Source organism: Paenibacillus tundrae, from assembly GCF_036884255.1.
Classification (GTDB): domain Bacteria; phylum Bacillota; class Bacilli; order Paenibacillales; family Paenibacillaceae; genus Paenibacillus.
The window spans coordinates 5,622,985-5,647,837 of the sequence record NZ_CP145605.1; the positions used below are offsets into that span (position 1 = coordinate 5,622,985).

The following is a 24,853-nucleotide window of genomic DNA, read 5'->3' on the forward strand; positions in this document are numbered from 1 at the left end:
CTCAAGGTGTCTCCCTTAGAATTGACACTAATATGAATCATAGGGAGTGATCTTCTTGGTCAAAACAGCCATTATACGCGCTCAAAACTTATGCAAAACCTACAATACAGGTAGCGAGCAGTATCATGCTATCCGTAATGTCGATCTGGATATATACGAAGGTGATTTTACCGTAATTATGGGCAACTCGGGCTCAGGCAAGTCTACCCTGTTGTACCTGCTAAGCGGCTTGGATCAAGTAACAGCAGGTGAAGTGTATTTTCGAGATCAACGCATTGACGCTTACACCGAACGGGAAATGTCTGAATTCCGCACCCGCCGAATCGGTTATATCTATCAAAGTATCAACCTTGTCCCAGACCTCTCGATTCAACAAAATATCGCATTGCCTGGTTACATTGCCGGTTCCAAGAGAAGTGAGGTCGCTGCCAGAGCAAGTCAATTGATGACAGCGATGGATATCAATGAACAGCATCATCGCCTTCCCTCTGAAACGTCAGGTGGACAACAACAACGAGCTGCCATTGCACGTGCACTAATTAACTCACCTGATATGTTATTTGCTGATGAACCTACGGGTAGTCTGAACTATGAGCACGGCCAGGCTGTCCTTGATATCTTGACCAATATCAACCGCAAGGGACAATCGGTCGTTATGGTCACTCATGATATCAAGGCTGCATGTCGTGCAGACCGCCTTATTTTCATCCGAGATGGTAAGGTAGCAGGTATTCTCGAGTTCAGCAAATATGACGAAGAGCAGATCCACGATCGTGAATCAATGATCTTCAGTTTTGTGTCGAGGAAGGAATAGGGTTATGGCAATCATGTGGCGATTGAGTCTTTCTTACCTCCGGAAAAACAAAACGCAAAATGGATTTAGCACGCTCCTCATTCTCTTATCCACACTACTTGTAGCAACAGCCGTCATTATTCTAGCGAATACTGGCAATTTATTTAAGGAAATGCATGATCGTGCCCATGGATCTCATCAGATTCTCTCCTTTGAGAAAGACCTGAATGATCCTCAGGCTGTATATGGTTGGTGGCAGGCACAAGAACACGTTGATGTCTCTCCGTTACTACAGTACCGGACACTGTCAGGAATTACGTTCGACGGCTTGGATATCCCGAATCTCTATCTATACATGATAGATACGCCTGCTCCCCCATGGGATGTGGATAAGCTCATTTTTGCCAGCGGATTGCAACCGACTTTGCCTGAACAAGGTTCGGTCTGGATCCCTACCTCCATGGCTAACTCATACCATATCGCAATTGGCGATACGATAAGCTTCAGAGCAGGTTCCACTAACCTCAATCTGACGGTTTCCGATATTGTCGTAGATGTTCCTTACGGTGCCCCATTCACCAATACTGCACGGATCTGGATGAATCCAACGGATTATCAACATGATGTTCAGGCACTCGCAGGAAATGACAATTATATGTTCGGCATTCATTTTGACGATTACAGTACGAATTCACGTTATTGGGAGAAGTATAACCTTGAGCATGATGTCCCTTTTCTGGAGACCAAGATGGAGTTTGAGAGTATATCCTCCTTCTATCTGATTATTAATCAGATTATCGGGTTCATTATGATCTTCCTCGGCGTAGTTATGCTAGTCATCGCTCTCGTTACGATTGGGTTCACAATTTCCGATGCAATCTTGGCTAACTATAAAACAATCGGGATCCTCAAATCGCTAGGCTTGACTTCCCGTAAGATGATTGGCACGTATGTCATACAATACGCCATATTATCTCTAGTCGCCATTCTTCCTGGGCTTATGCTAAGTGTGTGGATATCCAAACCGTTAATGAGCATCTCAGTGTCCTCACTCAGCGTTGGTGGTGGCGATATTCCAATGCAGGGAATTGGTGCAGCACTGCTTGTGGGTGCATTTCTCTTCGCTATGGTCATCTTGTTCGTTATGCTCTATGCCAACAAAGCACGACATATTGAACCTGTGCAGGCCATTCGTTATGGGATGTCCGAAGCTGACCATATTCGCATTGCTCAACGGATGAATACACCGTTCTTCCGTGCGATTGTGTTCTCGCGATATCCGGTTTCTGTCGTCATTGGCTTTCGTAATCTGATGAAGAACATCCGTAGCTCTGCTCTTATACTACTACTCACGATGATGGCATCAGCTGTACTCGTTCTTGGTTATGTCGTTGTGACGAGTGTCAGTGGAATATACCAGACAGCCGCTAAATGGGGGTATGATAATGCCAACATCGCAGCCGTAGTGGTGAATAAGAGTCATTTTTCCCTAGATAAGCTAGAGCAAGTATTAGAACAAGATACCCGCATCCAGAATGTAGGCTGGCAAGGGAATACGTCCGGGGTCATCCGCCCTGACACTTCGATCAATCCGCAGAGTCAATCCACGAGTCTGTTTCTAAGTGTGCTGGATGGGAGCTATGATCAGCTTGGGTTTGAGAATCTAAGAGGATCTAATCCTCGGCTGGAGAATGAAATTTCGATCGGTGTAAATATAGCCAAAATGTATCATAAGGATCTTGGTGATCTCATTGAACTCTACATTGAAGGACAAAAGCGTACTTTCGTGATCACGGGTGTCTATCAAGCCATCGCCAACATGTCCGTCTCCGGACGAATCACCATGGATGCAATGCATAGCGTGAATTCCAGTTACAATGATGTGGATGTTGTTTTTATCAATGTGAATGATCCGGCTCAAATAGAACCTGTTGTCCAGGCGTTGAATGAGCAATTCAAGGATTCTACTTCTGTTGTGACCCAGAAAACGCTGCTTGATTCCGTATATGCTGAGGCAGCAAACATTCTGGTCTATCCGATGACTCTAATCGGGCTACTGTTTATTCTAGTTACATTTATCATTATCTTTAGCACCTGCAGGATCAGCATTCGCAAAGAAAGCAGAACCTATGGCATATATAAATCCATTGGTTTAACATCAAGCCAAATTCGATTGTCGATTGCCATGGGCATTGTAATCTTGTCCTCCATCGGCGCCTTATTGGGCATTATCATAGGCATATATGTCCTACCTGTTCTTCTAGAGCTTGTCCTTTCTGGATACGGGATCGTAGAGCTTCCCCTTATTTTGAACTGGGCTGGAATCCTATTATTCGCCTGCCTTACCATACTTGCCGCAGCATATGGTTCATGGGTTTCTTCACGAGTTATCCGTAATTCCTCTCCCCGCAGTCTAGTTATTGAATAATACGGTTGACCAAAATCAAGAAGCCCTCTCGTTTCCTTTATAAGGAGACAAAAGGGCTTTTTGTATGACTACTCTGTGGAAGAACCTGGACTCGTAATATTAATCTTCACCTTATACGTAATTGGCACGGTGCTGAAGACTTCATCCCAGTCATCCTTGACCTTTTTCCACACTTTCGGATATTTAATCCGTAAGCTATCCCGAAAATCAGCAACGTCTACTTTGTAGGTATGTTGAAGTTTATGGAGCACCTGATCAATTTGTTGTTCCGCCATATCCGTAAAATTCTTTTCTAATTCTCTGAGGTAGGCTCCCTTCTCTTCTTCTTCGGGTGCACGCCAATCCTCCATCAGCCAACCTTCAGATTCTGCCTTCACATCAAATGAGATATTGTTACCCACCACTTTAGGTGTGATTTTGGTTTTTTTCTTCTTGATTTCATATAACACAGTGAAGCCTTGTTTGTTATATGTCTTAATGACACCACCACGTTCTTTGGCCATTAGCCAAGATAATCCTTCCAGATCGGTTTGATTCAGCTCACCAATGAATTTAGTGGTTTCTCCTTTAAAAATGCTAGCCCCAGAGAATTTGTCCTCGCCTTTAAAACTAAGTACATTCTGTAACAGAAAGCTAGAGCCCGATTGCATCTGAGCATCTAACTTGGTTAACGGAACAGGCTCCATAATTTTATTGGACAAATACGAGTTATTGCTGATCCCTGTGAGGTAAAAAGCCGGGATACGGGAAGGATCATCTGAAGAAAGTACATCCACAGCACGCCGATGGCTGATCAATACAAGACAGTTTGGACGAATATCATTATCTCGAAGTACAAAATCGAGCAGTTGATCCAGACCATACGTTTTGGCGATATCCTTCGATATCACGATGACCTTCAGATGATGCCCAATAAGTGGACGATCCCGACGTAATGCAAACTGACGAAAGATCTGCAGCATAGAATCCCCGGTGAGCTGCTCATTAGAATAAGAAGTCTTACCAGCAGAGGGTGAGCCGGATTGTCCACTTTTTTGACCACTCGCATACCCTGGGGCGATCTGAACCGTTGCAGTCACCACTTTCTGCTTCGCATAATCTCCCCCTTGAGCTGCGACGTTCTTCTCAAACTCTGTCTCTTTGGCGACATCAATACCTAACCCTACATATAGACTTAGCTCCTCAATCTCTCTACTGCTCCAGCAACCGGATATCAGTAACAGAATGCATAAGCTAGTGATTGTACGTACAAGCATACGAAATTGCCTCATGCATGTTTGCCTCCTTTTTTGCGAATAAGACTTAACACCAGCAACACCAAAGGTAGTACAGCAAACAAGTATACGGATACATTGCCCAGCATATCTCCTAGTGCAAAGGTCTGATCCACATTTTTGGGCATCAATGCAGTGATATAGATAACCGGAAGCAGTGCATACATAATGACTTGCATCTTTTTCGCACGAAATAAATCACGTATCCCCACTGAAGCGCAGTAATGGGTGATAACTGTTGTCGAGAAGATCTGCATAATCCAAATTACGAGCAATAAGGATTCGAAACGCTCAAATATTAGTCCTTGAATCTCGAAGCTTCTCACCAAATCGAGCGTTGGCCATGTTCTCGTTTTGATACCATCCAGAGACAGACTACCTACAACCATAACAACGGTAATCAAATATACGATGGTGGAAATCATCAATCCCCATGTCATCGCCTTATTGCTTTTTTTCGGATTTTGCATATAAGCAGTTATGACAAACATCACCTCGTAACCTGTATATGATAATAAGGAGGGTTTCAATCCTTTAAGAACGGGCATAATTCCGTCTCCAAGTACGGGTCGCAGGTTGCCAATCTCAAATAATTGATTACTAAGCAAAATTTCTATCACAAATATTAGCAGTGTGATTGGCAAAATAATTTCAAATACACGCACAATAACGACAAGACCACCAGAGATCAGATAGATACCTACCCACATAAATACCATTACGATCGCCCACGTGGGTGTACGTTCAAGCAGATACATTCCCGTTACATCCGCCATAACTCTAATCTCGAATGCAGCAATAATCGTGAAATACAGAATCATGGCACATCCCAATATGTAAGCTATCCAGTTCCCCGTGATCTCGCGAGTGAACTGGAAGACGGTCTTCCCTGGAAAGCGGCGGCACAAAGTGACCAGGATAATGCCAATGCCCGTAACGATCAACCCAGCCAAAATAATGGAAATCCAGACATCTGGTGTTCCAACAGCTTTACTCGTCGTTCGAGGTAACGTCAAGATCCCAGCACCCAGCATGTAATTGACGATAATTACAACGGCCTGAGTCGTCGTAATTTTGCCTAAAGGGCTATCTTCATTCAATGCATTTCACCTCCAGCCCTTTGTAAGATAACTTATTTTTTACGATCCTCATCTGTTGGATTAGTCATAATGGGACGTTTACGCATCATATTAAGCGGAGCACGGATGAAGAAATCCTTCCATTCACCCAGGTGATACGGAACCGCTGGCGCAACATAAGGTACGCCGAAGCTTGAAAGCCGTGACAGATGTGTACACACGAGCAAAAAGAACATAACCACTCCGAATAATCCAAGTACAGCTGCGCTAAACATCGCCGCAAACCTTAGAATCCGTAATGTTAAACCTGCGCTGTACACAGGAATCGTAAAGGAAGATATCGCTGTTACCGCCACGACAATAACAAGGAACTGACTTATAATTCCCGCCTGTACGGCAGCTTGACCAATGATTAGACCCCCTACGATCCCCATCGCAGGTCCAATCGGTTTAGGCAGACGAATTCCAGCTTCCCTTAGAATCTCAATAGAGAGTTCCATGATTAATACTTCAATCAGGGAAGGGAACGGCACTCCTGTTCGTGTCTCAATTATCGTCAATACCAGTTTGGTTGGAATAAGCCCGGGATGGAATGAAATAAAAGAGATGTAGAGAGCAGGAGCAAGCAAAGCTAGCATAGCGGACATAAAACGCAGCATTCTTAGAAAAGTGCCCGGAATCCAGCGCTCGTAATAATCCTCAGGCGATTGCAGCAGCATGCTAAAGGTTACAGGTACAACGAGTACAAAGGGTGTACCGTCCAGCAAAATAGCTACCCGACCCTCAAGCAAAGCACCCATCACCCGGTCAGGTCTTTCTGTATTCAGAATCTGTTGAAAAGGACTAAGCGTACTATCTTCAATAAGTTGTTCCACATAACCCGATTCGAGCATATCATCCATATCCATCTCTTGAATTCGCTTCTGTACTTCAGCTACAAGCTTAGGATCAGCAATATCCTGAATATAAGCAATCGCTAGATCTTTTTTGACACGTGTGCCTACTTCAAATTTTTGAATAAATAAACTCTGATTACTGCCATGGCGACGCAAAATCCCTGTATTATCGCTTAACTCCTCTGTAAAGCCGATACGTGGACCGCGAAGTAAACCTTCGGATAGAGGCTCATCTACACCACGCGTTTTCCCCTTAGCCGTTCCGATTAACATCGCTCCAGGGAGTCCATCCACCAACAATGCATTTTTGCCTAGCAGTACACCAACAGATAGTTCCTGAAGTGATGACGTCTCCTGTACTTGGCTTACAGGAAGCAGTTGCTCTTTCAAATACGACGCCAGGAAGTCAGCGTTATTTTGTTGCACAAACTCCCCCTGAGTCTGCTCAGGCACACCTTCGAACATTAATGATTTAATAAGGTATTCATCCATTAAATTCACATCTACCAGGCCTTCGGTAAACATAACGGCAGCCCGTGTATTGGTACCTCTAATCATAAACTCTCGAAGATGCACATCTGCATTTTTACCAAAAGTTTCCTTAATACTAATTAGATCCGTATGGTAATTACCGGTTATTTTAATATTGGCATAGTGCCCTGTCTCCGTTCCGCTCCCTACTCCTGCGGCGGCCGGTGAGATATCCTTTGGGGATACTGACGGTTTATTGGAACGAGTGAAGCTACCACGCTTGATCGAAGCATTGATCCACCGTGTAGTCAGGGTAATGCCAATGGGAATGATAATGACCAAGAAGGCCTGCATCCATACTGACCATTCGGGCACATAGGAAACAATGGTAGACCACATATTCTCACCCCAACATTTCTCTGCATGATAAGCTGCAGGTATTCGAAAGTATTGTGTCCCCGTTTCCACACAAACATTCCCGTTTTTGTAAACCTACTTATAGTGAAGCAATATTGTATAACTTCAAAGCTTATGGATGAGCATCACGACAAGATCAAGATGAGGATGATCAAATGAAAAAGTGTACTATCTCGTCTCGCTCGACTAATAATACACAGCAAAAAACGGCTCCCCTCAAGGAACCGCATCCATTATTCTAACCATATATATTTATGAAATTAACCTATGTAGCTCAATGGCATGCCAGAAATGCCAGATATAGTATGATTGAATCTACAATCGGACACTTCTTTGCGATTCATCACACGATTTTGGTTACTTGCTGCGCCTTGGCATCGAGTAATTGAGCAGATGCAGCAATCGACGTGAAGTCATTCAAAGCGATCTCAATCCGCTCCTTACTCTGCTCCACGTAATCTTCAACCTTCTGCGTTCCGCCCGCAATATTTCCGATCTCTTTGGTAATGCCGGTAACGCTATCACGAATCTCATTAATTGAGTTCTCTACAATCCCCGATAGCTTCTTCACTTCTTTGGCAACGATATCGAACCCTCTACCATACTCCCCGGCGTGTGCAGCCTCGATCGCTGCATTCAAGGCGAGTAATTGTGTTTGCGAGGCAATTTCACGGATGGTCTGTACCACCCCTTGAATCGATCCCGCCTGTTCCTGCAAATGAGTCAATGTCGTGCGGTTATGAGCGGACACCTCTGAAATATATGAAATACTGGACATTAACTCCTGACTACGTCCGATGCCCCCATCTGCCTGCTCGCTCAGCTCATGTGACATCGTTTTCAATTCATGAACCACTGTTGATATATTGTTCTGGCGATTAGTGATATTGGTCGCTATTTTGGATACACCGAGTATTTTCTGATTATTCTCATCATAAACAGGCATATACGTAGCCTCAAGCCACACGGAGTTGCCATTTGCATCCTTACGTTCTACCTTATTCTGAAAGCTCACCCCACTGAAAATACTACCCCAGAAGGCTTCGTATTCCACACTGTTTACAAAGCTTCCAAAGCAAAGTTGTTCATGTTGCATGCCGTACATCTCTTCTTTTTGATAGCCCATCGTTGTGGCAAATACATCATTCACATACGTAACCTTGCGTTTCATATCGAATCGAATAATCGCCAAACTCTTCTCCATCGCTTTGATCACCAACTCATCCGTCACAACATCTTTTTTCATCACATCAACTATAGACACGCCATATCCCCCACTCTAATCCCATGATAGAAACCTCTTGCAATAACAGGTAAAGGCTAAAATAATACTTCATATAATATGTATCTATATTAATTTAAGATAACTATATTAATGATACCCGGAATCGGGACTTTTGGATCACTTATTCACCTGATTTTATAACAATATTTTTACAATCAGAAGATCGATATCGAACATAATAGATCATTGGCTTGATCATACAATAGCATTTCGATTTGTACCAATACTTTAATTCGCTCATCGTCTTAAATAATGTAGGTCAATAACCGACAATAAAAAAAGGGGATTTTTGTGATAAATCTCACTTATTGGTCAGGGGGAATAGGTATATGTTTAAAGGTTTAAAGAAAAAGGTTCGTCTTAGCCTACTGCTTCTTGTCGCTACTGCCTTTGTTGTTCAAGGGGCTACAGTCAGAACGGGCGTGGTTCAAGCAGCAGACAATGTGATTAGGGCAACCGATTTTGGGGTTAAAGCCAATTCGAAGAACGCTCAAACGAAAGAAATTCAAAATGCTTTGAAGTATTTCTATGACCGAGGAATGGAAGGAACCGTTTATTTTCCAAAAGGTACATACTATGTCGATGAGTCTATTCGGTTATATGCCGGAGTTAGTCTGACCGGTGATGGGATTGGGCAAACCATTTTCAAAAAGACAGGCTCTTCTAGCCAATATGTCATCGGTAATCCGATTCTCCGTAATCAATCCAATCGTATCAACGTGAGAATCTCCAATCTGACCATTGATGCCGATCGTGAAAATCGAGAAGCTCGCGGTGCTAGTCAGGTAGGTGGAATTATTATTGATATTCCTGTCTCCCACCTCACACTTGACCAGATCGAGATCCGAGATACAACCATAGGAGCTTTGTTACGTAGAACGAAAGATTCCGAGATCACCAACAGTCGCTTTGACCGGAACAATGGACATGCCATTGCTACAGGGCACGAAAGCTACCCAGCTGGTGAGTTTAGCAACGTGCAAATTATAAACAATCAAATTTCAAATTCGGGCGGCGGTAGCGGAATTAACCTGTCTCGCGCAACCAATACCACCGTGTCTGGCAATCAGATCATTAACCGTACCCACCAATCCGACGGCTATGCTGGTATTCGTATCCCTAATGACGGCGCCAACAACACCATTACAAACAACGTGATCGAGAACTATCCACGGGGTATCTTTGTACTAACAGGAGCAACCGGAAATAACGTATTCGGAAATACAATCAAAAATGCCTCTCTTCAAGGTCTCTTGGTGCAAGCAAGTGGTAATACCTTTACAGACAATGAATTTATCCAAACGAACACTTCGCTTAAACCAGATGCGGTTATTCGTCTAGACGGCTCCAACCAGAACAAAGTGATTGGTAATGAGATGACAACTCACTCCGGTTTCTCCATAACCGGTATACGTCTTACCAACTCTAGCTCAAATGAAATTAAGAACAATGTTACCGATACCTCAGGCAAGTCCATCAGTATTGAGGGTGGAAGTGGCAACGTAAATACAGGTAACCGTAATCGCTAAGTTAAGGGACAGACGTAATTCTGAGAGCGATATGTAAACAGTAAACAGAGAACAAAATACCAGAATATTAACCAAAGGTAATACAGAAATATTAGAACATGCATCAGATGCTGATGTGAGTAGCGAATAGCCTATACAACAAGTAAGATCTTAAGACCCCCTCTGCTACCTTTATGGCAGCAGGGGATTTTCTATATTTTCATTTGGTGAATTCATTAATAACAATAATATAAGTATCAAATATGGTAAAATTAAACTATACATACATGAGAGGGGAGATTATCATGACAATCCGATTAAAGGGAACTTTACTTACGATTCTCATCGTACTGCTTACCATCGCTACAGGATGCGACAATTCTAAAGAGGTGAACCAAGCAATTCAAGCCGGCGAAGCCTACAAAAACGTGGAATATACCGTTTCATATCATGAGGATATTTTCTCAGAGCAATCTGTACTTGAACGAAACAAGTTAATTAAGCCATACCTCACAGAACAGTATTATGCCAAGGCTGAGCTTAACCGTTACACAACGATGCCCTTTAACATTGTACAGAAGCAACAGTTATCCCTAGAGCCCGAAAATCTTGCGTTCGAACCGCTTAATCAGCCAACTGAGGACACGTATGATCTGCATTATACATTAGACTTGGTATTGCTTGACCAGGATGGGAACGAGGTTAAACGGGTTCCGAGCAAAGGGCTGCTTACGATGATGAAGGTGGAAGGTAAATGGCTTGTTCAAGCCGATGAGCCCGATTGGAAAGTCCTCGCAGAACTTAGTCAATGAGCTATAGTTGCCTGTGGTTAGTATTTCCCAAATCCATCCTCACACGTAATGTTTGATCTAAGAATATCGTTAAGACTTTGTTTCGCATGCTCTAACTGGAGCTGAGCCTCTTCGATTTCAGATATTTTCCCCTGAATGATAGCACTTTGTTCGCTTTCGGAGAACCCATTCTTCGAGATCATGGACTCTATGTCCTGAATCGTAAATCCAACGGCCAAGCATTGCTTAACAACTTCCAAGTGCTGAATGATACCTGGGGTATATATCCGATAGTTATTCTGATCTCTCAGCACATACTCCTCGGTAATAATCCCAACCTTCTCATAGTAACGGAGCGTTGATATGGGAAGGTTGATTCGTTTAGATACTTCGTTAATTTTCACTCAAGTCACCCTCATTTCATTTGCTTGCTATAAAGTATACTTCATAGTTTAGACTCCTCATAGTGAGATGAATTACAAAGTTATCACCTCACTATTATGCCTATAGAGGAGAGAAACCTACATGAATACAACGACTGACCACTTTAGCAAAACAAATGATTTTAACTCGATCGTTCTAGAACGTCGTTCAGTAAAAGAATACGATCCCGACGTAAAAATTAGCCGCGAAGAAATGACGGAAATCTTGTCGAAGGCTTCCCGCGCTCCATCCGCCATCAACATGCAGCCATGGCGTTTCCTCGTTATTGACAGTGCTGAAGGGAAACAGAAAATTGCACCCCTAGCCTCGTTTAACCAGACGCAGGCGCTAACCTCTTCGGCTCTTATTGCCGTATTTTATGATGCCCACAACATCAAATATATGGAAGAAATTTTCAATAAGTCTGTGGAGCTTGGTTATATGCCGCAAGAGGTTAAGGAGATGCAGATGGGGCAGGCGAAACCGTATTATGATAGCCTGAGCACATCTGATCTGCGTGATATCAATCTGATTGACTCTGGACTCATTTCAATGCAGCTCATGCTTGTTGCCCGTGCTCATGGCTACGATACTAATCCTATGGCTGGTTACGATAAAGATCAAATCGCCGAGGTCTTTGGCCTAGATAAGGCCAGATTCCAGCCTGTCATGCTGATCTCCATCGGTAAAGCAGCCAAAGCAGGATATCCTTCCTATCGCCTCCCGGTTGATATGATTACAACTTGGGCTTGAATCAAGATTACTCTTGATTCTAAGGAACTCCTGATCAAGGCTAGTCTTGATTCAGACGTACTTTTCAAGAGTGTTATTACCTACTGTCAATGTCGAAGACAAGGAACGCAACCTAGCTTATGGTTAATATAAAAGTTGAATAACAATCATATAATTATTGCAACGATGCCCCCTCATTTGTCTTAAAATTGGATAATTTGTAAGATTTAATTATTTCACGTTATGTCATATATAATTAAATGCTATCCCTATAAGTCATCATCAAATGACTCCGAACAGCTCCTTGCTCTCATAATCAAAACCACCCGTATAACGGGTGGTTTGCTCTGCGGCTGAAAGCCTTTGTTACTGGCCAGCCCTAAAAGGGCGTTGAAGGATTCGCCAACCGCACTACTTTTTCGGCCACCCTTAAAAGGGTTCTCTATTTCTTCTTCTTTCGTTGCTCCTTTGTTTCTTCGCCTGTAAATGGATCGATGTACTCCGCCATGGTTATTTGTTCTGCGACGATGTCTTCCTGCAATTGATTTTGGATATATTCCTGTATCACTTTCTTGTTCCTTCCGACCGTATCTACATAAAATCCTTTACACCAGAACTTCCGATTTCCATATCGATACTTTAGACTAGCATGTCTGTCAAAGATCATTAGGCTGCTCTTTCCCTTTAAATATCCTATAAATGCTGACACACTAAGTTTTGGTGGGATACTCACCAACATGTGAATATGGTCTTTACACGCTTCCGCTTCAATAATCTCTACATTTTTTCGCTCACATAATTGTCTCAATATCTTTCCGATGTCTTGTTTCAATTTTCCGTAAATCACTTGTCTTCTGTACTTTGGAGCAAACACGATATGATACTTACAATTCCATTTTGTATGTGCTAAACTGTTCACATCAGATGACATCTGTATTCCTCCTATTGTCGATAAATTCGGTTGGCGAACCAAATTTATTGTAACATTAGGAGGAATTTTTTTTGATACATCGCTGAAAGCTCCCCTGAACCATACGCATAGCGTATGGTTTTCTTTTCACAACAAAAAAGGCTCCTTACGACCAATGTCGTAAGGAGCTTTTAGTTATATACCTACGGGACTGAGCAAATATTTGTCGCTCATAGTGTCCCTTTAAATTAAAACAAATTACTCAACTGTTACACTCTTCGCCAGGTTACGTGGTTTATCCACATCGTGACCCAGTGCAAGAGATGCATAGTATGCAAGCAATTGTAGAGCTACAACGGACAGAGCTGGGCTCAGCAATGGCAACGTCTTAGGAATAGCAAACGCTTGATCCACGGATTTCAGCAAGCTTGCTACATGCTCTTCGTACGTAATTGCCAGTACATCTGCGCCACGCGCTTTAACTTCCTTGATGTTACTCACCGTTTTCTCAAGCACGTTCTCCTGTGTTGCCAGAGCAATAACAGGGATACCGTCCTCGATCAATGCGAGTGTACCATGCTTCAACTCACCCGCAGCATAAGCTTCGGAGTGGATGTAGGAGATCTCTTTCAGTTTCAACGAACCTTCTTGTGCTACAGCGTAGTCCAAACCACGGCCGATGAAGAAGAGATGTTGATGTTTGGAGATTTGCTCTGCATATCCTTTGATTGCATCAGCTTGCTCCAACATGGATTCTACTTGCTCAGGCAGAGCTTGCATTGCAGCAAGCATGTGCTCGATTTCTTCTGCTGTTTGTGTACCACGTACTTGTGCCAAATACAGACCAAGCAGGTTGAACGCAATCAGTTGTGATGTATATGCTTTCGTGGAAGCAACCGCGATTTCCGGTCCTGCCAACGTTGCAATAACATCATTTGCATCACGAGCGATGGAACTGCCCACAACGTTTGTTACTGCCAACACGTGCGCGCCATTAGACTGTGCTTCACGCAGTGCAGCAAGTGTATCCGCAGTTTCACCAGATTGGCTTACTACGATTACAAGGGTATCTTTGTTCACGATTGGTGAACGATAACGGTACTCCGAAGCAACGTCTGTTTCTACCGGAATACGTACCAATTGCTCAATAATTGTACGTCCAACCAGACCTGCATGGTATGCAGTACCACAAGCAATGATCTGAATGTTACGAATATTTTTAATTTGCTCTTCAGTCATGTTCAGCTCAGGCAACTGAACTTTTTTGCCTTCATTGTCGATGCGACCCAGCATTGTATCACGATATGCTTTTGGTTGCTCATGAATTTCTTTGAGCATGAAGTGCTCGAATCCGCCTTTTTCTGCGGTTACAGCATCCCAATCGACATGAATCATTTCCCGAGAAATAAAATTGCCCTCAATCGTCATCAATTCGACAGCATCATGTGTCAATACAGCCATCTCACCATCATTCAGGATGTACACGTTACGTGTATGCTCCAGGATTGCTGGGATATCAGAACCGATAAAGTTCTCGCCTTCACCAACACCGATAATCAATGGGCTAGCTTGACGCACAGCTACGAGTTTCTCTGGCTCATACTCAGTCAGTACACCCAGAGCGAATGCTCCACGCATCAACGTGATTACTTTTTGCACGGCTTTAACGATATCGCCATCGTACTCACGTGCGATCAAGTGGGAGATAACTTCCGTATCTGTCTCCGAAGTGAATGTGTGGCCTTCTGCCATCAATTCATCTTTCAGCTCCAAGTAGTTCTCAATAATACCGTTGTGAACTACAGAGAACTTCTGGCTCTCATCCGTGTGTGGGTGGGAGTTTTCATCCGAAGGTTTACCATGAGTTGCCCAACGTGTGTGTCCGATTCCCGCGTTACCTACCAGCGGTGCACCTTCCAGTTTAGCTTCAAGGTTCGCGAGACGTCCAAGCGCTTTGGTGATTTGCAGACCTTCTGGTGTAAATACAGCAATACCCGCAGAATCATAACCACGATACTCGAGCTTCTTCAGACCTTCGACCAATACCGATTGAGTGTTCTTATTACCAATATATCCAACAATACCGCACATAATTTAAGTTCCTCCGTTTGTATATGAATACTGTGTCACGAAGAGAGACTAGTTGGCGCGGCATATCGGAAAAATGAATGATTGCCTAACGGTTCATGAATACTCGCTACTTATTCAATTATCAATGATCAGAGCAGCCTCTTGCCGCTCCGCTGTCATCATAAGCTGGTATGAATGTTATAAATGCAATCATGAATGTACATCATTTTCCCGTGCGCGCACCTATAGTGCTCTTCGTGCACATTCATTTGTATTTTTAAAAGTTGTATCCTGCACCCACCGACGCGTTGTGTAGACAGTCACCCATCCATTTTCCGCAAAATCCGGTTTACGGCTCTGATGCATCACCGGGAGGTCCCCGCCGAACAATCCGAACACCTCCACCTCGTCAGCTTGATTGCCGTCGATCCTGCTCAACCATATCTTATGCTCAACCTAGATATAGTGACGCAAGATGCTTCCCGCGCAACTTCAAGCTCTGGCGCTTGTGTAACTGGTACCTTACGATCCTCACTTTCTGTGTCTGAATGACGACTCCACTCATTATATGCACGTCAGGTTCATTTTGCAATGGAGCAAAGTACCTGTGACAATTTCAGCATATTTACCCACATCCTAGACCGGGTAAACAGACCGATGGTCTCACCCGTTCAGGATGTGAGTTTATGAATGTATTGCTCTATTTCATCACGATTGAGACGATACTTCGGGACTATACGCTCAGATCCGTATATTGATCCAGATAATCCCTTCAATTATCGTTTCACGATGACTTATACTAATTCTTTCTGTACGACATCAGCAATTTGAGCTACAAATTGCTCCAGTTCTACCTTATCCGGCCCTTCCGCCATGACACGAATCAGTGACTCGGTACCTGAGGCACGTACTAATACGCGGCCGTTATCGCCAAGCTGTTTCTCAACAACGGCAATAGCTTCTCCAATTGCGGTATTGCCTTCATATTTACTCTTATCCTGAACACGTACATTAACCAATACCTGTGGGTACTGCGTCATGAGTGATTTCAGTTCGCTCAGTTTCTTGCCAGATGCCTTCAGTGTATCCACGAGTTGAATCGCAGTCAGCATGCCGTCACCCGTTGTATTGTAGTCCAGGAAAATAACATGACCAGATTGCTCTCCGCCCAGGTTATACCCACCGCGACGCATCTCCTCCATGACATATCGGTCACCTACTGCCGTCTTAGCTGTTTTGAGTGCCAGCTTCTCTGTTGCTTTGTAGAACCCGATATTACTCATTACGGTAGATACAACAGTACTATCCTTCAGTTTGCCGGCACGGTTCATCGCATCCCCACAGATACACAGGATGAAGTCCCCATCGACTTCTGCACCTGTCTCATCAATAGCAATCAGTCGATCCGCGTCTCCGTCAAAAGCAAGACCCAGGTCTGCCTTATGTTTCAGCACCTCTTGTTTCAAGTGCTCAGGATGTGTAGACCCACATTGCTCATTAATATTCAGGCCGTTAGGCTCAGCACCAATTGCAATGACTTCTGCACCTAGTTCACTGAACAATTTCGGTGCCAGTTCATAGGCAGCTCCGTTCGCACAGTCGAGCACAACTTTGAGTCCAGAGAACGATTCATTAACGGTTGTTTTCAAGAAATCCAAATAGCGGAATCGAGACTGCTCATCAACAGTCACCGTACCTAGACCACCACCTACAGGACGTGGCAATTGGTCTGTCTCCGCATCCATTAATTCTTCGATCCGGTTTTCTGTTTCGTCCGACAGTTTGAAACCATCTCCACCAAAGAACTTAATCCCGTTATCCTCAACCGGATTGTGTGAAGCAGAGATCATAACACCCGCATCAGCCTTCAATACACGTGTAAGATATGCTACACCAGGAGTGGATACAACACCGATTCGGATGACATCTGCACCAATGGACAACAGACCTGCCACAAGTGCAGATTCAAGCATGAGACCCGAGATCCGAGTATCCATACCAATGACTACTTTCGGTCTTTCCACGCCACCTGCAAGTACGTAACCCCCACAACGTCCAATGCTATACGCAAGTTCTGCTGTTAGTTCTTTATTAGCAACCCCTCTTACACCGTCTGTACCAAAATATTTCCCCATGATCTAACTCCTTTTATTCGCATCATATAAGAGCATAAAATGTAATATTCAAATTGACGATTCAAATCCCTATGGATTTGATCCACTACTGTTTGCGTTACTATTGCTATTCGTATTTCCCCGATTCGGTACGTTGCCTTGTGGAGTCTGCTCCTGTGTTTCCGTATTCGATTCGGTTTCTTCCTCTTCAGGAGCAGGCTCCGTATCACCATTCTCCACTTCTACAGGTGAAGGCTCCGGTCCCACCGTATCTTCATCCGTGGCGTCTTCGCCAGGAGTAACCGTAGTTTCATCCGCTTTTTCAGTAATTTTGACCGTGGCACTCAAATCATTGGATGTTTCATCGAGTTCGGCGAATCGTGGCAGATCGGCAGTCACCTGTACCTCGTGATTACCCACTGCTAAACCATGAAGATCTGCGGACAGCTTGATATCATCGCTGCTCAAACCTTCGAGCATACTTGAAGAACCCTTGAGTGTGATGTTGAGCCCACCACTCTTGGGTGTAACCAATTCACTATCCAATCCGTTGCCAATCCCCGTGAGGGTTATCGGTACGTTCGGAAAGACTTTGGTCGTCTCTTCTTTTTCATCGTATGGCGCTACAGTTACCTTAAGCTGAATCGAACTAGGCTCGATTTTCTCAAAACCGGAAGGCGGCGTCAAGTCCAGGTTAACTGTCGATTCCCCGGCTTGTTCAAACTGAGTAAGATCCAGGGTTAGTTGGTCGTAGGACCGGATACCCGCAAGCGCCTCCTCTGTTCCGTAAACCGAGACTTCTTTCACGTTAGGTTCTACCTTAGACAGAACCAATCCTTCCGGCAGTTGTCCCGAATATTTGATCCTCAAGGGTATGGATGTATAGGGCTGATTAACCGGAACTCGCACTTCCACCGTTTCCGGTGAGATAACTGCATTATCGATTACCTTACCTTCTGCATCATATGCTTGAAGCTTCACTTTTTTCTGTGTTATATCATCCTTTGCATCCTTCACGCTCACACTGCCCTGAACCTTCGCTACAGCCTCCAACTGTCCTTCGGGGAGAGTTACCTTAACTGCACCTGAAGGCTCAACCACAGGCGTTCCAGCAGTGTATCCAGCTGATGGTTCTCCTTCGGGTACAATATTCACATTGAAGGATTTGGTGCCCAGTTTTTCCACGTTCACCGTGACCATTGAAGGCTCCATACTGACGACCTCAACGCCGGATGGCAGATCGGGTACAAGTGGTAATGTATTCGAGCCATCCTTCACTTCGCTGAGATCCACAAGCACTTTGTAATCATCATTCGTAAAAATAGAGGTCAACATAGAACGCTGTCCTTTGATCTCTAAACGAACCTCATCCGTACTTAAGGATGTAAGTACATACGAATTGCTGTCTAGTCCATAAGGCTGGACAGGCACTGTACGCTCCACAATACGACTTGTTGACCCTGTTGCAATGGTGGGCGTAGTTGGAACCTCATCGAGATGAATCATGAACCAGAGCAGTAAACTGACCGCTAGGGCAAGAATTTTCGCAAAGTTATTGTTATTGAACCATTTATCCATTGTTACGTCCCCCCTTCCGTTTCCAGAAGGTAGTCCAGCTATTCTTTTTATTCAGATTGGATGTAGGGCGCAGCTCCTCATACAGTTTCGCAATGAGTGATTCTTCCTTGATGTCACGCACCACTTGTCCATTCATTGCCAGCGATACTTGGCCAGTCTCCTCAGAGACCACCAAACATACGGCATCTGCAACTTCGGTAATACCAATCGCTGCACGGTGACGTGTACCCAGTTCTTTGCTGATAAACGGATTCTCGGATAAAGGCAAATAGCAGGCTGCCGCAGAAATCTGTTTACCCTGAATAATGACCGCACCATCATGTAATGGTGTATTTGGAATAAAGATATTAATCATCAGCTCCGAGCTGACGAGAGACTGCATCTGGATACCTGATTCGGTGTAATCATTGAGACCGGTTTCCCGTTCAAATACAACGAGTGCACCGATTTTACGTCGTGACAAATAATTGACAGACTTAATAATCTCACCGATTAACACGGTTAATTCTTCATCACTTGCTGCCGCTGAACGTCCAAATAGCTTACCTCGTCCCAATTGCTCCAGACCACGACGAAGCTCCGGTTGGAAGATAATAAATACCGCAACGACACCAAACGTAAACATCTGGTTCATCAACCACTTGAGTGTATACAGGTTAAGCCACGTGCTTAGAGCCCAGATCAGCACAAGGAATAGAATCCCTTTGAGAAGCTGAACCGCACGCGTACCCCGTACAAGCAGAATCAGTTTGTACATAATATAGGTAACAATCAATATATCGATAACGTCCTTAATGGACTCTTTCCACGTTAAGTCAGCAAAATAATTCATAAGCCAGCCCCCGCTATCCCCATTGATGAGTAAAACCCTGATCTCATATTAACCCATTAGGATTTTAAGTAATCCTTTATCTCTGCACTTTGCAATATTCCGTCCGTTCGCTCCAAGTATTGAAGTGACTTGTCAGAAGTGTACTAATTCCACTAACGCTTAGTTGAATGCACACACCAGATCTAGCTCTGGCTAATGGAGAGGCGTCCTTAGGATTTATGCAAGTGCTTATCTATATGTAGTAGTATGTTCTCTTTAGTATCTAGGTTATAACGTTCACGTTCAGGTTGCAAGTTACGGGGTCACAAACTTTACATAAACCATGCAAATTCAACCAATACAGTTCATCCATATAAAAAAAGAGTACCCCATGCAATCTGAGGTACCCTGCTTGGTATTTACCATTGAAGAATTCACCCTGTTCTAGCGGTAAGCTACTTCGTTCACCATATTGGTTATTTTGTACCAGAACCAATCTAGCGCCTGATCGATACTTTTTACCTGACCAGAGATATGCGCTGTTGATGCCTGAAACAATTGTCCGTCGATGATCGTCAAATTGCCGTCTACGTCACCGTATACCTGGGCGGTTCCATTCTCTATAGTAAGATCGCCCGCAATTGACTTGCCTTCCGGAATAATAACCGTGTTTCCTTCAATGACGATCTGATCCAGATTATTCCCTTTAACGACCATTTCGTTATTCTGATCCCAGAAACTCCAAGCACTAAAGAGCATCACGACCAAAAAGAAGGCTGCCGCCGTCAGCGCGGGATGTCCTTTGACCCATTTGAGCCAAAACTGCTGTTTCTTGGGCTGGGGCAGAGCGTTCATAATTCGATTGGTCAGCTCATCCGAGGCAGACGGTGAATAATGTTTCATGGCAAAAAGGAGCATTTCCGTCTGTTCTAACTCTTTAAAGCGCATGCGACACTCCGGACACGTTACAAGATGACCTTTCAGTTCAATCTTCTGTGCCGGGGACAACGACTCATCCAAACATTCATGCATTAAAGAGACGGCCGAGTTGCAATCCATATGAGAGCCAATCCTTTCTTCAATCACTTAGTCTTTGTATCTGTAAAAAGCATACATAAGACTTGCATACATTACATACGCATCCGTTTCGGATATGTTTCAAATAATTTCGCCCAAAATTTGAAATGAGCCATTACAGCTTATATTCAAGTTTTTTGCGTAAAAAATCACGACCACGGTGTACACGTGTTTTGATCGTTGTTACGGGCATGCCCGTGACATCACTAATTTCCTGTAACGACAAGTCCTGTAAATATCTTAAAATCATCACTGATTTATATTTGGCGGGTAAACTGTCAATGGCCTCACGAATGAGTGTTTGTGTTTCTGACAATAGCGCTTCGCTCTCAGGAGTACGATCATCACTCGGGAGCATCGCATAACCGTCAGATCCTTCCTGATCATTCAGTTCCGCATCCAAGGAGTAAGAAGGCTTCTTCCTGCGCAGCCGGTCGATACACAAGTTCGTCGCGATCCGGTAGATCCAGGTGGAAAACTTCTGATTCGGATCATATTTCTCCATATTTCGAAACACACGCAAAAACGTCTCCTGTACAACGTCTTCAGCCTCATGACGGTTGTTCAGCATCCGGTATGCCAAATGAAACAGTTTGTCCTTATATAATTCAACGATCTCTGCAAAGGCTCGCTGATCACCCTTAAGCACCAGCTTTAGTAGCCTGTTCTCTAAATTGTCCACCTCTAATTCCCCCAGACATGCTGATGGGTCTTCCGCCTTCTGATACCCGTCCACACTTGTGATTCACCAATCAAATCGTAAATCAACTTTGGTCAAAAATCAAGACTGTGCTACAAAATATCGGCCAAAAACAGTAAAAACGGGAACTCCATTTGGAGTCCCGTCTTATCTCTCGCTGAAACTTAAGAGAGAATGCTTTATTTTACTGTAACATACATACGCAGTTTTGAATGAATAGCTCATTCCAAAATGATACTCTTACTTGCTATATCAGCCTGTGTTCCGGAGACCCGCAGCAATACCGTTAATGGTAAGCAACACTTCACGAAGTAACTCTGTGTCATCTTCGCCACGTTCACGCATATCTCTCAGTTCACTTAGAAGCTGTACTTGCATATAGGACAATGGATCCACATATGGGTTACGCAGCCTAATGGATTCCTGGATAACTGGTACGTCATTCAGAATCTCAGTCTCACCCGTAATCTTCAAGATAAGCTCTTTCGTCAGCTTAAACTCTGTTTCAATCTGGCCATAGATGCGATCCCGAGCTTCTTTGTTGGATGTCATCGCAGAGTATTCTTTAGCAATAACAAGGTCTGCTTTGGCAACGGCCATTTGAACCGTATCAATCAATGTACGGAAGAATGGGAAGTTTGCATACATTTCTTTCAGAACAGCAAGGTTTTCCTCTTTATCCTGATAGAAACTTTGTAGTCCCGTTCCTGCCGCATACCATGCCGGGAGCAAATAACGACTTTGAGTCCAAGCAAATACCCAAGGGATCGCTCTAAGATCCTCAAATTTATCGCTATTTTTCCGCTTGGATGGACGAGAACCAATGTTAAGCTCACCCACCTCAGGCAGCGGTGTTGATTCCTTGAAGAAGCTGAAGAAATCTGGATCACGGAAAATAAGATCTTGATATTTCGTCAGTGATACTTCAGAGATCTCTCTAATGATGTTATCCCACTGCTGTTCAGATACCGACTCTTGTGGCTCCAAACCGTTGAGTGCAGCCGTAATCAGTGCCGAAGTCGCCTGCTCTAAACTGCGGTATGCAATCCCTTGGAGGGAGTAACGTGACGAGATAACCTCGCCCTGCTCCGTGATCTTAATGCCGCCCCCAATGGTGTGTGGTGGTTGAGCCAAGATACTACGGTTGAGTGGCATACCTCCACGTCCTAGAGCACCTCCGCGTCCGTGGAAGAATTTCAGTTTGACGCCGTGTTCGTTACCTACTGCCGTAATCGCGTTCATTGCAACGCGCAACTCCCAGTTCGCAGTAACTACCCCGCCATCCTTATTACTGTCTGAGTATCCAAGCATGATCTCATGCAGTTCATTTCGGGCACTTACGCTTGCGCGGTATACCGGAAGGTTGAACAACTTCTGCATGATCTCGGAAGCAGCGTGAAGATCATCGATTGTTTCAAACAAAGGAACTGCCTGAAGCGTAGATTCGATTTCTCCATTTGGCCCTTTACGGAACAAGCCTACTTCTTTTGCGAATACCATTACCTCGAGAAGATCACTTGCACCTTGCGTCATACTGATGAGGTAACTTGTGATACAGTTTGCACCGTATTCGTTTTGAGCCCGTTTAATTGTACGGAATACATCCAGACATTCCTTCGTTCCCTCACTGTATTGGTGATAAGGGGAAGTCAGTGGTCGTGGATCTTCCAGCAATCGAGCAAGCAAATCGATTTTCCCATCCTCTGTGAGGCGAGCATAATCTTCAACAATGTTCATTTTAGCCAGAATTTCTGACATTGCATTTTCATGCTCTTTGCTATGTTGACGTACATCAAGTGCAGCGGTGTGGAAACCGAACAACTCAACTTGGCGAATCATTTTGCGAATCGTTGTGTCTGCCACATAATCTGCGAAGTGATGACGCAGGCTGCGATCAATAATCATTAGATCATCAATCAAGTCCTGAGCGCCACTATAGCGGTCTGACTGACCTACTTTATTTTCATCAAGCACATTATTTAATTTAGCAATCATATAGGCAAGTTTGATGCGATAAGGCTCTTTCTCATTGCGCCAAATGTCCACTTTCTTCAAAGTGACACAGTTGCGATCTTGCTCGATCGACTGCACCAGCTCATCGGAAACATGAATGATATTGGTGCTGAAGCTGAGATGTCCCATCAATTCAATCATAATCCGCTGATACTCACGCAATGCGAGCTTGCGCTGCATCAGAAGCGTTTGCCATGTTACCTCTGAAGTTACCGAAGGATTTCCGTCCCGGTCTCCACCAATCCAGGAACCGAAGCGCAAATACGTCGGCACATGCCAGTCATGGTCTGGGTAAAATTTATTCAGACAGCGTTCAAGCTCCTGATATACGTCCGGAAGTACGTGGAACAACGTTTCATGAAAGTAATACATCCCGTTCCGTACTTCATCCAGTACAGTCGGTTTGCGATCACGGAGTTCGTCTGTTTGCCAGAGGGTAATAACCTCATTCAACAGCTTCTCCCGCAACTGCTCACGTTCACGCAACGTTAGCGTAGGATTATCAAGAAGCATGACATCTTCTGATATCCGTTTGTGGATGTCCAGAATCACTCGGCGCATTGCCTCAGTTGGATGAGCAGTCATAACCAGTTCCAGTGACAATTCATCTAGAATCTCTTCTACTTCCTTATGAGACAACCCACGTTCTTTCAGATCCTGTACGGCTTTCTCAATGGATCCTGGCTGTACAGTATCTCCCGCTGAGCGTTCATAATCCCTTTTACGCCGGATCCGATGGTTTTGTTCAGCAATGTTAACTAATTGAAAATAAATTGCAAAAGCTCGAATAACCTGGTGGCGATTCTCCGAGTCTAATTCCTGGATCATCGTTTTGAACTCTGTATACAGTTCAGGCAAAAATTCTGCACGTAACGATTTGCTCGTTTCCCGAATCTTCTCAACGATATCGAGAAGCTCAGTGCCTCCTTGATGGACTAGAACTTCTCCGAGTATGTTACCCAGGAACCGCACGTCTCTCCGAAGCAGATTGTTCGATTGGCTTTTGCTGGCGGTTACCATAGTTTCAGTCATGCTTATCCTCCCATCTGATCGTTCGCATTCGTACACGAAAATTTGACACCTTCATAACATCATACAATAAAATGGTACGAAAATCTTTATTTTTCTACTAGTAAAAATGGGGATTAACCCCGATTTTGATCATAAAAACGCGCTTTATTATGCATTTCCTTGTTCTGCTTCAATTAATGGACAATAGCTGTAGCATGATACCTTTTTCACGTACTATTCATACCATTAAAACTTATACCTATACTTAAAAATTCATAAATATACAGTCTTGATGACGTGAATACGGGTACATACGAAAAAGTATAAAAACACTACTATTGTATTGTAACAAGCAAGATGCTGCACAAAGAAACATGACCGGCAAAGCAAGCTTTTGTATACTTTATCACAGTGACGCAATAAATTCTAGATTTTTTTTAACTTTCCTTTCTGTTTGTTACGCCACGGGAGC

The 24,853-nt window shown here is 43.9% G+C and carries 18 protein-coding genes; 5 read left to right on the forward strand and 13 right to left on the reverse strand.

Translation table 11 applies throughout. The features are described 5' to 3' along the window. Positions 1-55 precede the first annotated feature (55 nt). Together V6W81_RS25255 and V6W81_RS25260 are read left to right on the forward strand one after the other, a co-directional pair. Positions 56-814 carry an ABC transporter ATP-binding protein gene (locus tag V6W81_RS25255; protein WP_186381091.1) on the forward strand — a complete coding sequence of 253 codons (759 nt, stop codon included), beginning with the start codon at positions 56-58 and terminating at the stop codon, positions 812-814. A gap of 4 nt (positions 815-818) precedes the next feature. Then, the gene (locus V6W81_RS25260; protein ID WP_338540747.1) at positions 819-3,221 is read left to right on the forward strand and encodes an ABC transporter permease; all 2,403 of its coding nucleotides are present in this window, start codon (positions 819-821) and stop codon (positions 3,219-3,221) included. A gap of 68 nt (positions 3,222-3,289) precedes the next feature. Here V6W81_RS25260 and V6W81_RS25265 read toward each other — a convergent pair whose 3' ends face one another. From V6W81_RS25265 to V6W81_RS25280, 4 genes are all read right to left on the reverse strand, one after another. Continuing rightward, positions 3,290-4,492 carry a Ger(x)C family spore germination protein gene (locus V6W81_RS25265; RefSeq protein ID WP_338540748.1) on the reverse strand — a complete coding sequence of 401 codons (1,203 nt, stop codon included), beginning with the start codon at positions 4,490-4,492 and terminating at the stop codon, positions 3,290-3,292. Beyond that, positions 4,489-5,595: a GerAB/ArcD/ProY family transporter gene (locus V6W81_RS25270; protein ID WP_338540749.1), complete on the reverse strand. Its 1,107-nt coding sequence runs from the start codon at positions 5,593-5,595 to the stop codon at positions 4,489-4,491. The genes V6W81_RS25265 and V6W81_RS25270 overlap by 4 nt, the downstream gene beginning before the upstream one ends. 32 nt (positions 5,596-5,627) lie before the next feature. Beyond that, positions 5,628-7,340 (reverse strand): spore germination protein, encoded by a 1,713-nt coding sequence (locus tag V6W81_RS25275; protein WP_338540750.1) that lies wholly within the window; start codon positions 7,338-7,340, stop codon positions 5,628-5,630. A gap of 361 nt (positions 7,341-7,701) precedes the next feature. Then, positions 7,702-8,622, reverse strand: coding sequence for a methyl-accepting chemotaxis protein (locus V6W81_RS25280; RefSeq protein WP_338540751.1), 921 nt, complete (start codon positions 8,620-8,622; stop codon positions 7,702-7,704). Positions 8,623-8,972: 350 nt separating this feature from the next. On the opposite strand from V6W81_RS25280, the gene V6W81_RS25285 reads away from it, so the two are divergent. Together V6W81_RS25285 and V6W81_RS25290 are read left to right on the forward strand one after the other, a co-directional pair. Then, positions 8,973-10,172, forward strand: coding sequence for a glycosyl hydrolase family 28-related protein (locus tag V6W81_RS25285; protein WP_338540752.1), 1,200 nt, complete (start codon positions 8,973-8,975; stop codon positions 10,170-10,172). 284 nt (positions 10,173-10,456) lie between these two features. Then, positions 10,457-10,963, forward strand: a complete 507-nt coding sequence (locus tag V6W81_RS25290) for a hypothetical protein (RefSeq protein WP_338540753.1) — start codon at positions 10,457-10,459, stop codon at positions 10,961-10,963. Between the two features lie 17 nt (positions 10,964-10,980). Here V6W81_RS25290 and V6W81_RS25295 read toward each other — a convergent pair whose 3' ends face one another. After that, on the reverse strand, positions 10,981-11,346 hold the full coding sequence (locus V6W81_RS25295) for a MerR family transcriptional regulator (RefSeq protein ID WP_145053505.1): 366 nt from the start codon (positions 11,344-11,346) through the stop codon (positions 10,981-10,983). Positions 11,347-11,467: 121 nt separating this feature from the next. On the opposite strand from V6W81_RS25295, the gene V6W81_RS25300 reads away from it, so the two are divergent. Beyond that, positions 11,468-12,118 carry a nitroreductase family protein gene (locus V6W81_RS25300; protein ID WP_338540754.1) on the forward strand — a complete coding sequence of 217 codons (651 nt, stop codon included), beginning with the start codon at positions 11,468-11,470 and terminating at the stop codon, positions 12,116-12,118. 421 nt (positions 12,119-12,539) lie between these two features. On the opposite strand, the gene tnpA is transcribed toward V6W81_RS25300, so the two are convergent. The 8 genes from tnpA to ppc form a co-directional block, all read right to left on the reverse strand. After that, positions 12,540-13,028 carry an IS200/IS605 family transposase gene (gene tnpA / locus V6W81_RS25305; RefSeq protein WP_090915317.1) on the reverse strand — a complete coding sequence of 163 codons (489 nt, stop codon included), beginning with the start codon at positions 13,026-13,028 and terminating at the stop codon, positions 12,540-12,542. A 237-nt stretch (positions 13,029-13,265) separates the two neighbouring features. Continuing rightward, positions 13,266-15,098, reverse strand: a complete 1,833-nt coding sequence (gene glmS / locus V6W81_RS25310) for a glutamine--fructose-6-phosphate transaminase (isomerizing) (protein WP_145053501.1) — start codon at positions 15,096-15,098, stop codon at positions 13,266-13,268. Between the two features lie 773 nt (positions 15,099-15,871). Next, positions 15,872-17,212 (reverse strand): phosphoglucosamine mutase, encoded by a 1,341-nt coding sequence (gene glmM / locus V6W81_RS25315; protein ID WP_338540755.1) that lies wholly within the window; start codon positions 17,210-17,212, stop codon positions 15,872-15,874. Between the two features lie 69 nt (positions 17,213-17,281). Continuing rightward, positions 17,282-18,769, reverse strand: coding sequence for a CdaR family protein (locus V6W81_RS25320; protein ID WP_145053497.1), 1,488 nt, complete (start codon positions 18,767-18,769; stop codon positions 17,282-17,284). After that, positions 18,762-19,601, reverse strand: a complete 840-nt coding sequence (gene cdaA, locus V6W81_RS25325) for a diadenylate cyclase CdaA (RefSeq protein WP_145053495.1) — start codon at positions 19,599-19,601, stop codon at positions 18,762-18,764. Before cdaA ends, V6W81_RS25320 begins: the two co-directional genes overlap by 8 nt. A gap of 423 nt (positions 19,602-20,024) precedes the next feature. Next, positions 20,025-20,639 carry a zf-HC2 domain-containing protein gene (locus V6W81_RS25330; RefSeq protein ID WP_145053493.1) on the reverse strand — a complete coding sequence of 205 codons (615 nt, stop codon included), beginning with the start codon at positions 20,637-20,639 and terminating at the stop codon, positions 20,025-20,027. Between the two features lie 133 nt (positions 20,640-20,772). Continuing rightward, positions 20,773-21,339, reverse strand: coding sequence for an RNA polymerase sigma factor SigW (gene sigW, locus V6W81_RS25335; protein ID WP_056693475.1), 567 nt, complete (start codon positions 21,337-21,339; stop codon positions 20,773-20,775). A gap of 270 nt (positions 21,340-21,609) precedes the next feature. Beyond that, positions 21,610-24,402 carry a phosphoenolpyruvate carboxylase gene (ppc, locus tag V6W81_RS25340; protein ID WP_338540756.1) on the reverse strand — a complete coding sequence of 931 codons (2,793 nt, stop codon included), beginning with the start codon at positions 24,400-24,402 and terminating at the stop codon, positions 21,610-21,612. Positions 24,403-24,853 lie beyond the last annotated feature (451 nt).

Excerpts from the sequence above, each read along its gene's own strand:
- V6W81_RS25260 (WP_338540747.1), top strand. The coding sequence starts at position 819 with ATGGCAATCATGTGGCGATTGAGTCTTTCTTACCTCCGGAAAAACAAA.
- ppc (WP_338540756.1), bottom strand. The coding sequence starts at position 24,402 with ATGACTGAAACTATGGTAACCGCCAGCAAAAGCCAATCGAACAATCTG.
- V6W81_RS25265 (WP_338540748.1), bottom strand. The coding sequence starts at position 4,492 with ATGAGGCAATTTCGTATGCTTGTACGTACAATCACTAGCTTATGCATT.
- cdaA (WP_145053495.1), bottom strand. The coding sequence starts at position 19,601 with ATGAATTATTTTGCTGACTTAACGTGGAAAGAGTCCATTAAGGACGTT.
- glmM (WP_338540755.1), bottom strand. The coding sequence starts at position 17,212 with ATGGGGAAATATTTTGGTACAGACGGTGTAAGAGGGGTTGCTAATAAA.
- V6W81_RS25320 (WP_145053497.1), bottom strand. The coding sequence starts at position 18,769 with ATGGATAAATGGTTCAATAACAATAACTTTGCGAAAATTCTTGCCCTA.
- V6W81_RS25300 (WP_338540754.1), top strand. The coding sequence starts at position 11,468 with ATGAATACAACGACTGACCACTTTAGCAAAACAAATGATTTTAACTCG.
- V6W81_RS25290 (WP_338540753.1), top strand. The coding sequence starts at position 10,457 with ATGACAATCCGATTAAAGGGAACTTTACTTACGATTCTCATCGTACTG.
- V6W81_RS25285 (WP_338540752.1), top strand. The coding sequence starts at position 8,973 with ATGTTTAAAGGTTTAAAGAAAAAGGTTCGTCTTAGCCTACTGCTTCTT.
- V6W81_RS25330 (WP_145053493.1), bottom strand. The coding sequence starts at position 20,639 with ATGGATTGCAACTCGGCCGTCTCTTTAATGCATGAATGTTTGGATGAG.
- V6W81_RS25275 (WP_338540750.1), bottom strand. The coding sequence starts at position 7,340 with ATGTGGTCTACCATTGTTTCCTATGTGCCCGAATGGTCAGTATGGATG.
- glmS (WP_145053501.1), bottom strand. The coding sequence starts at position 15,098 with ATGTGCGGTATTGTTGGATATATTGGTAATAAGAACACTCAATCGGTA.
- tnpA (WP_090915317.1), bottom strand. The coding sequence starts at position 13,028 with ATGTCATCTGATGTGAACAGTTTAGCACATACAAAATGGAATTGTAAG.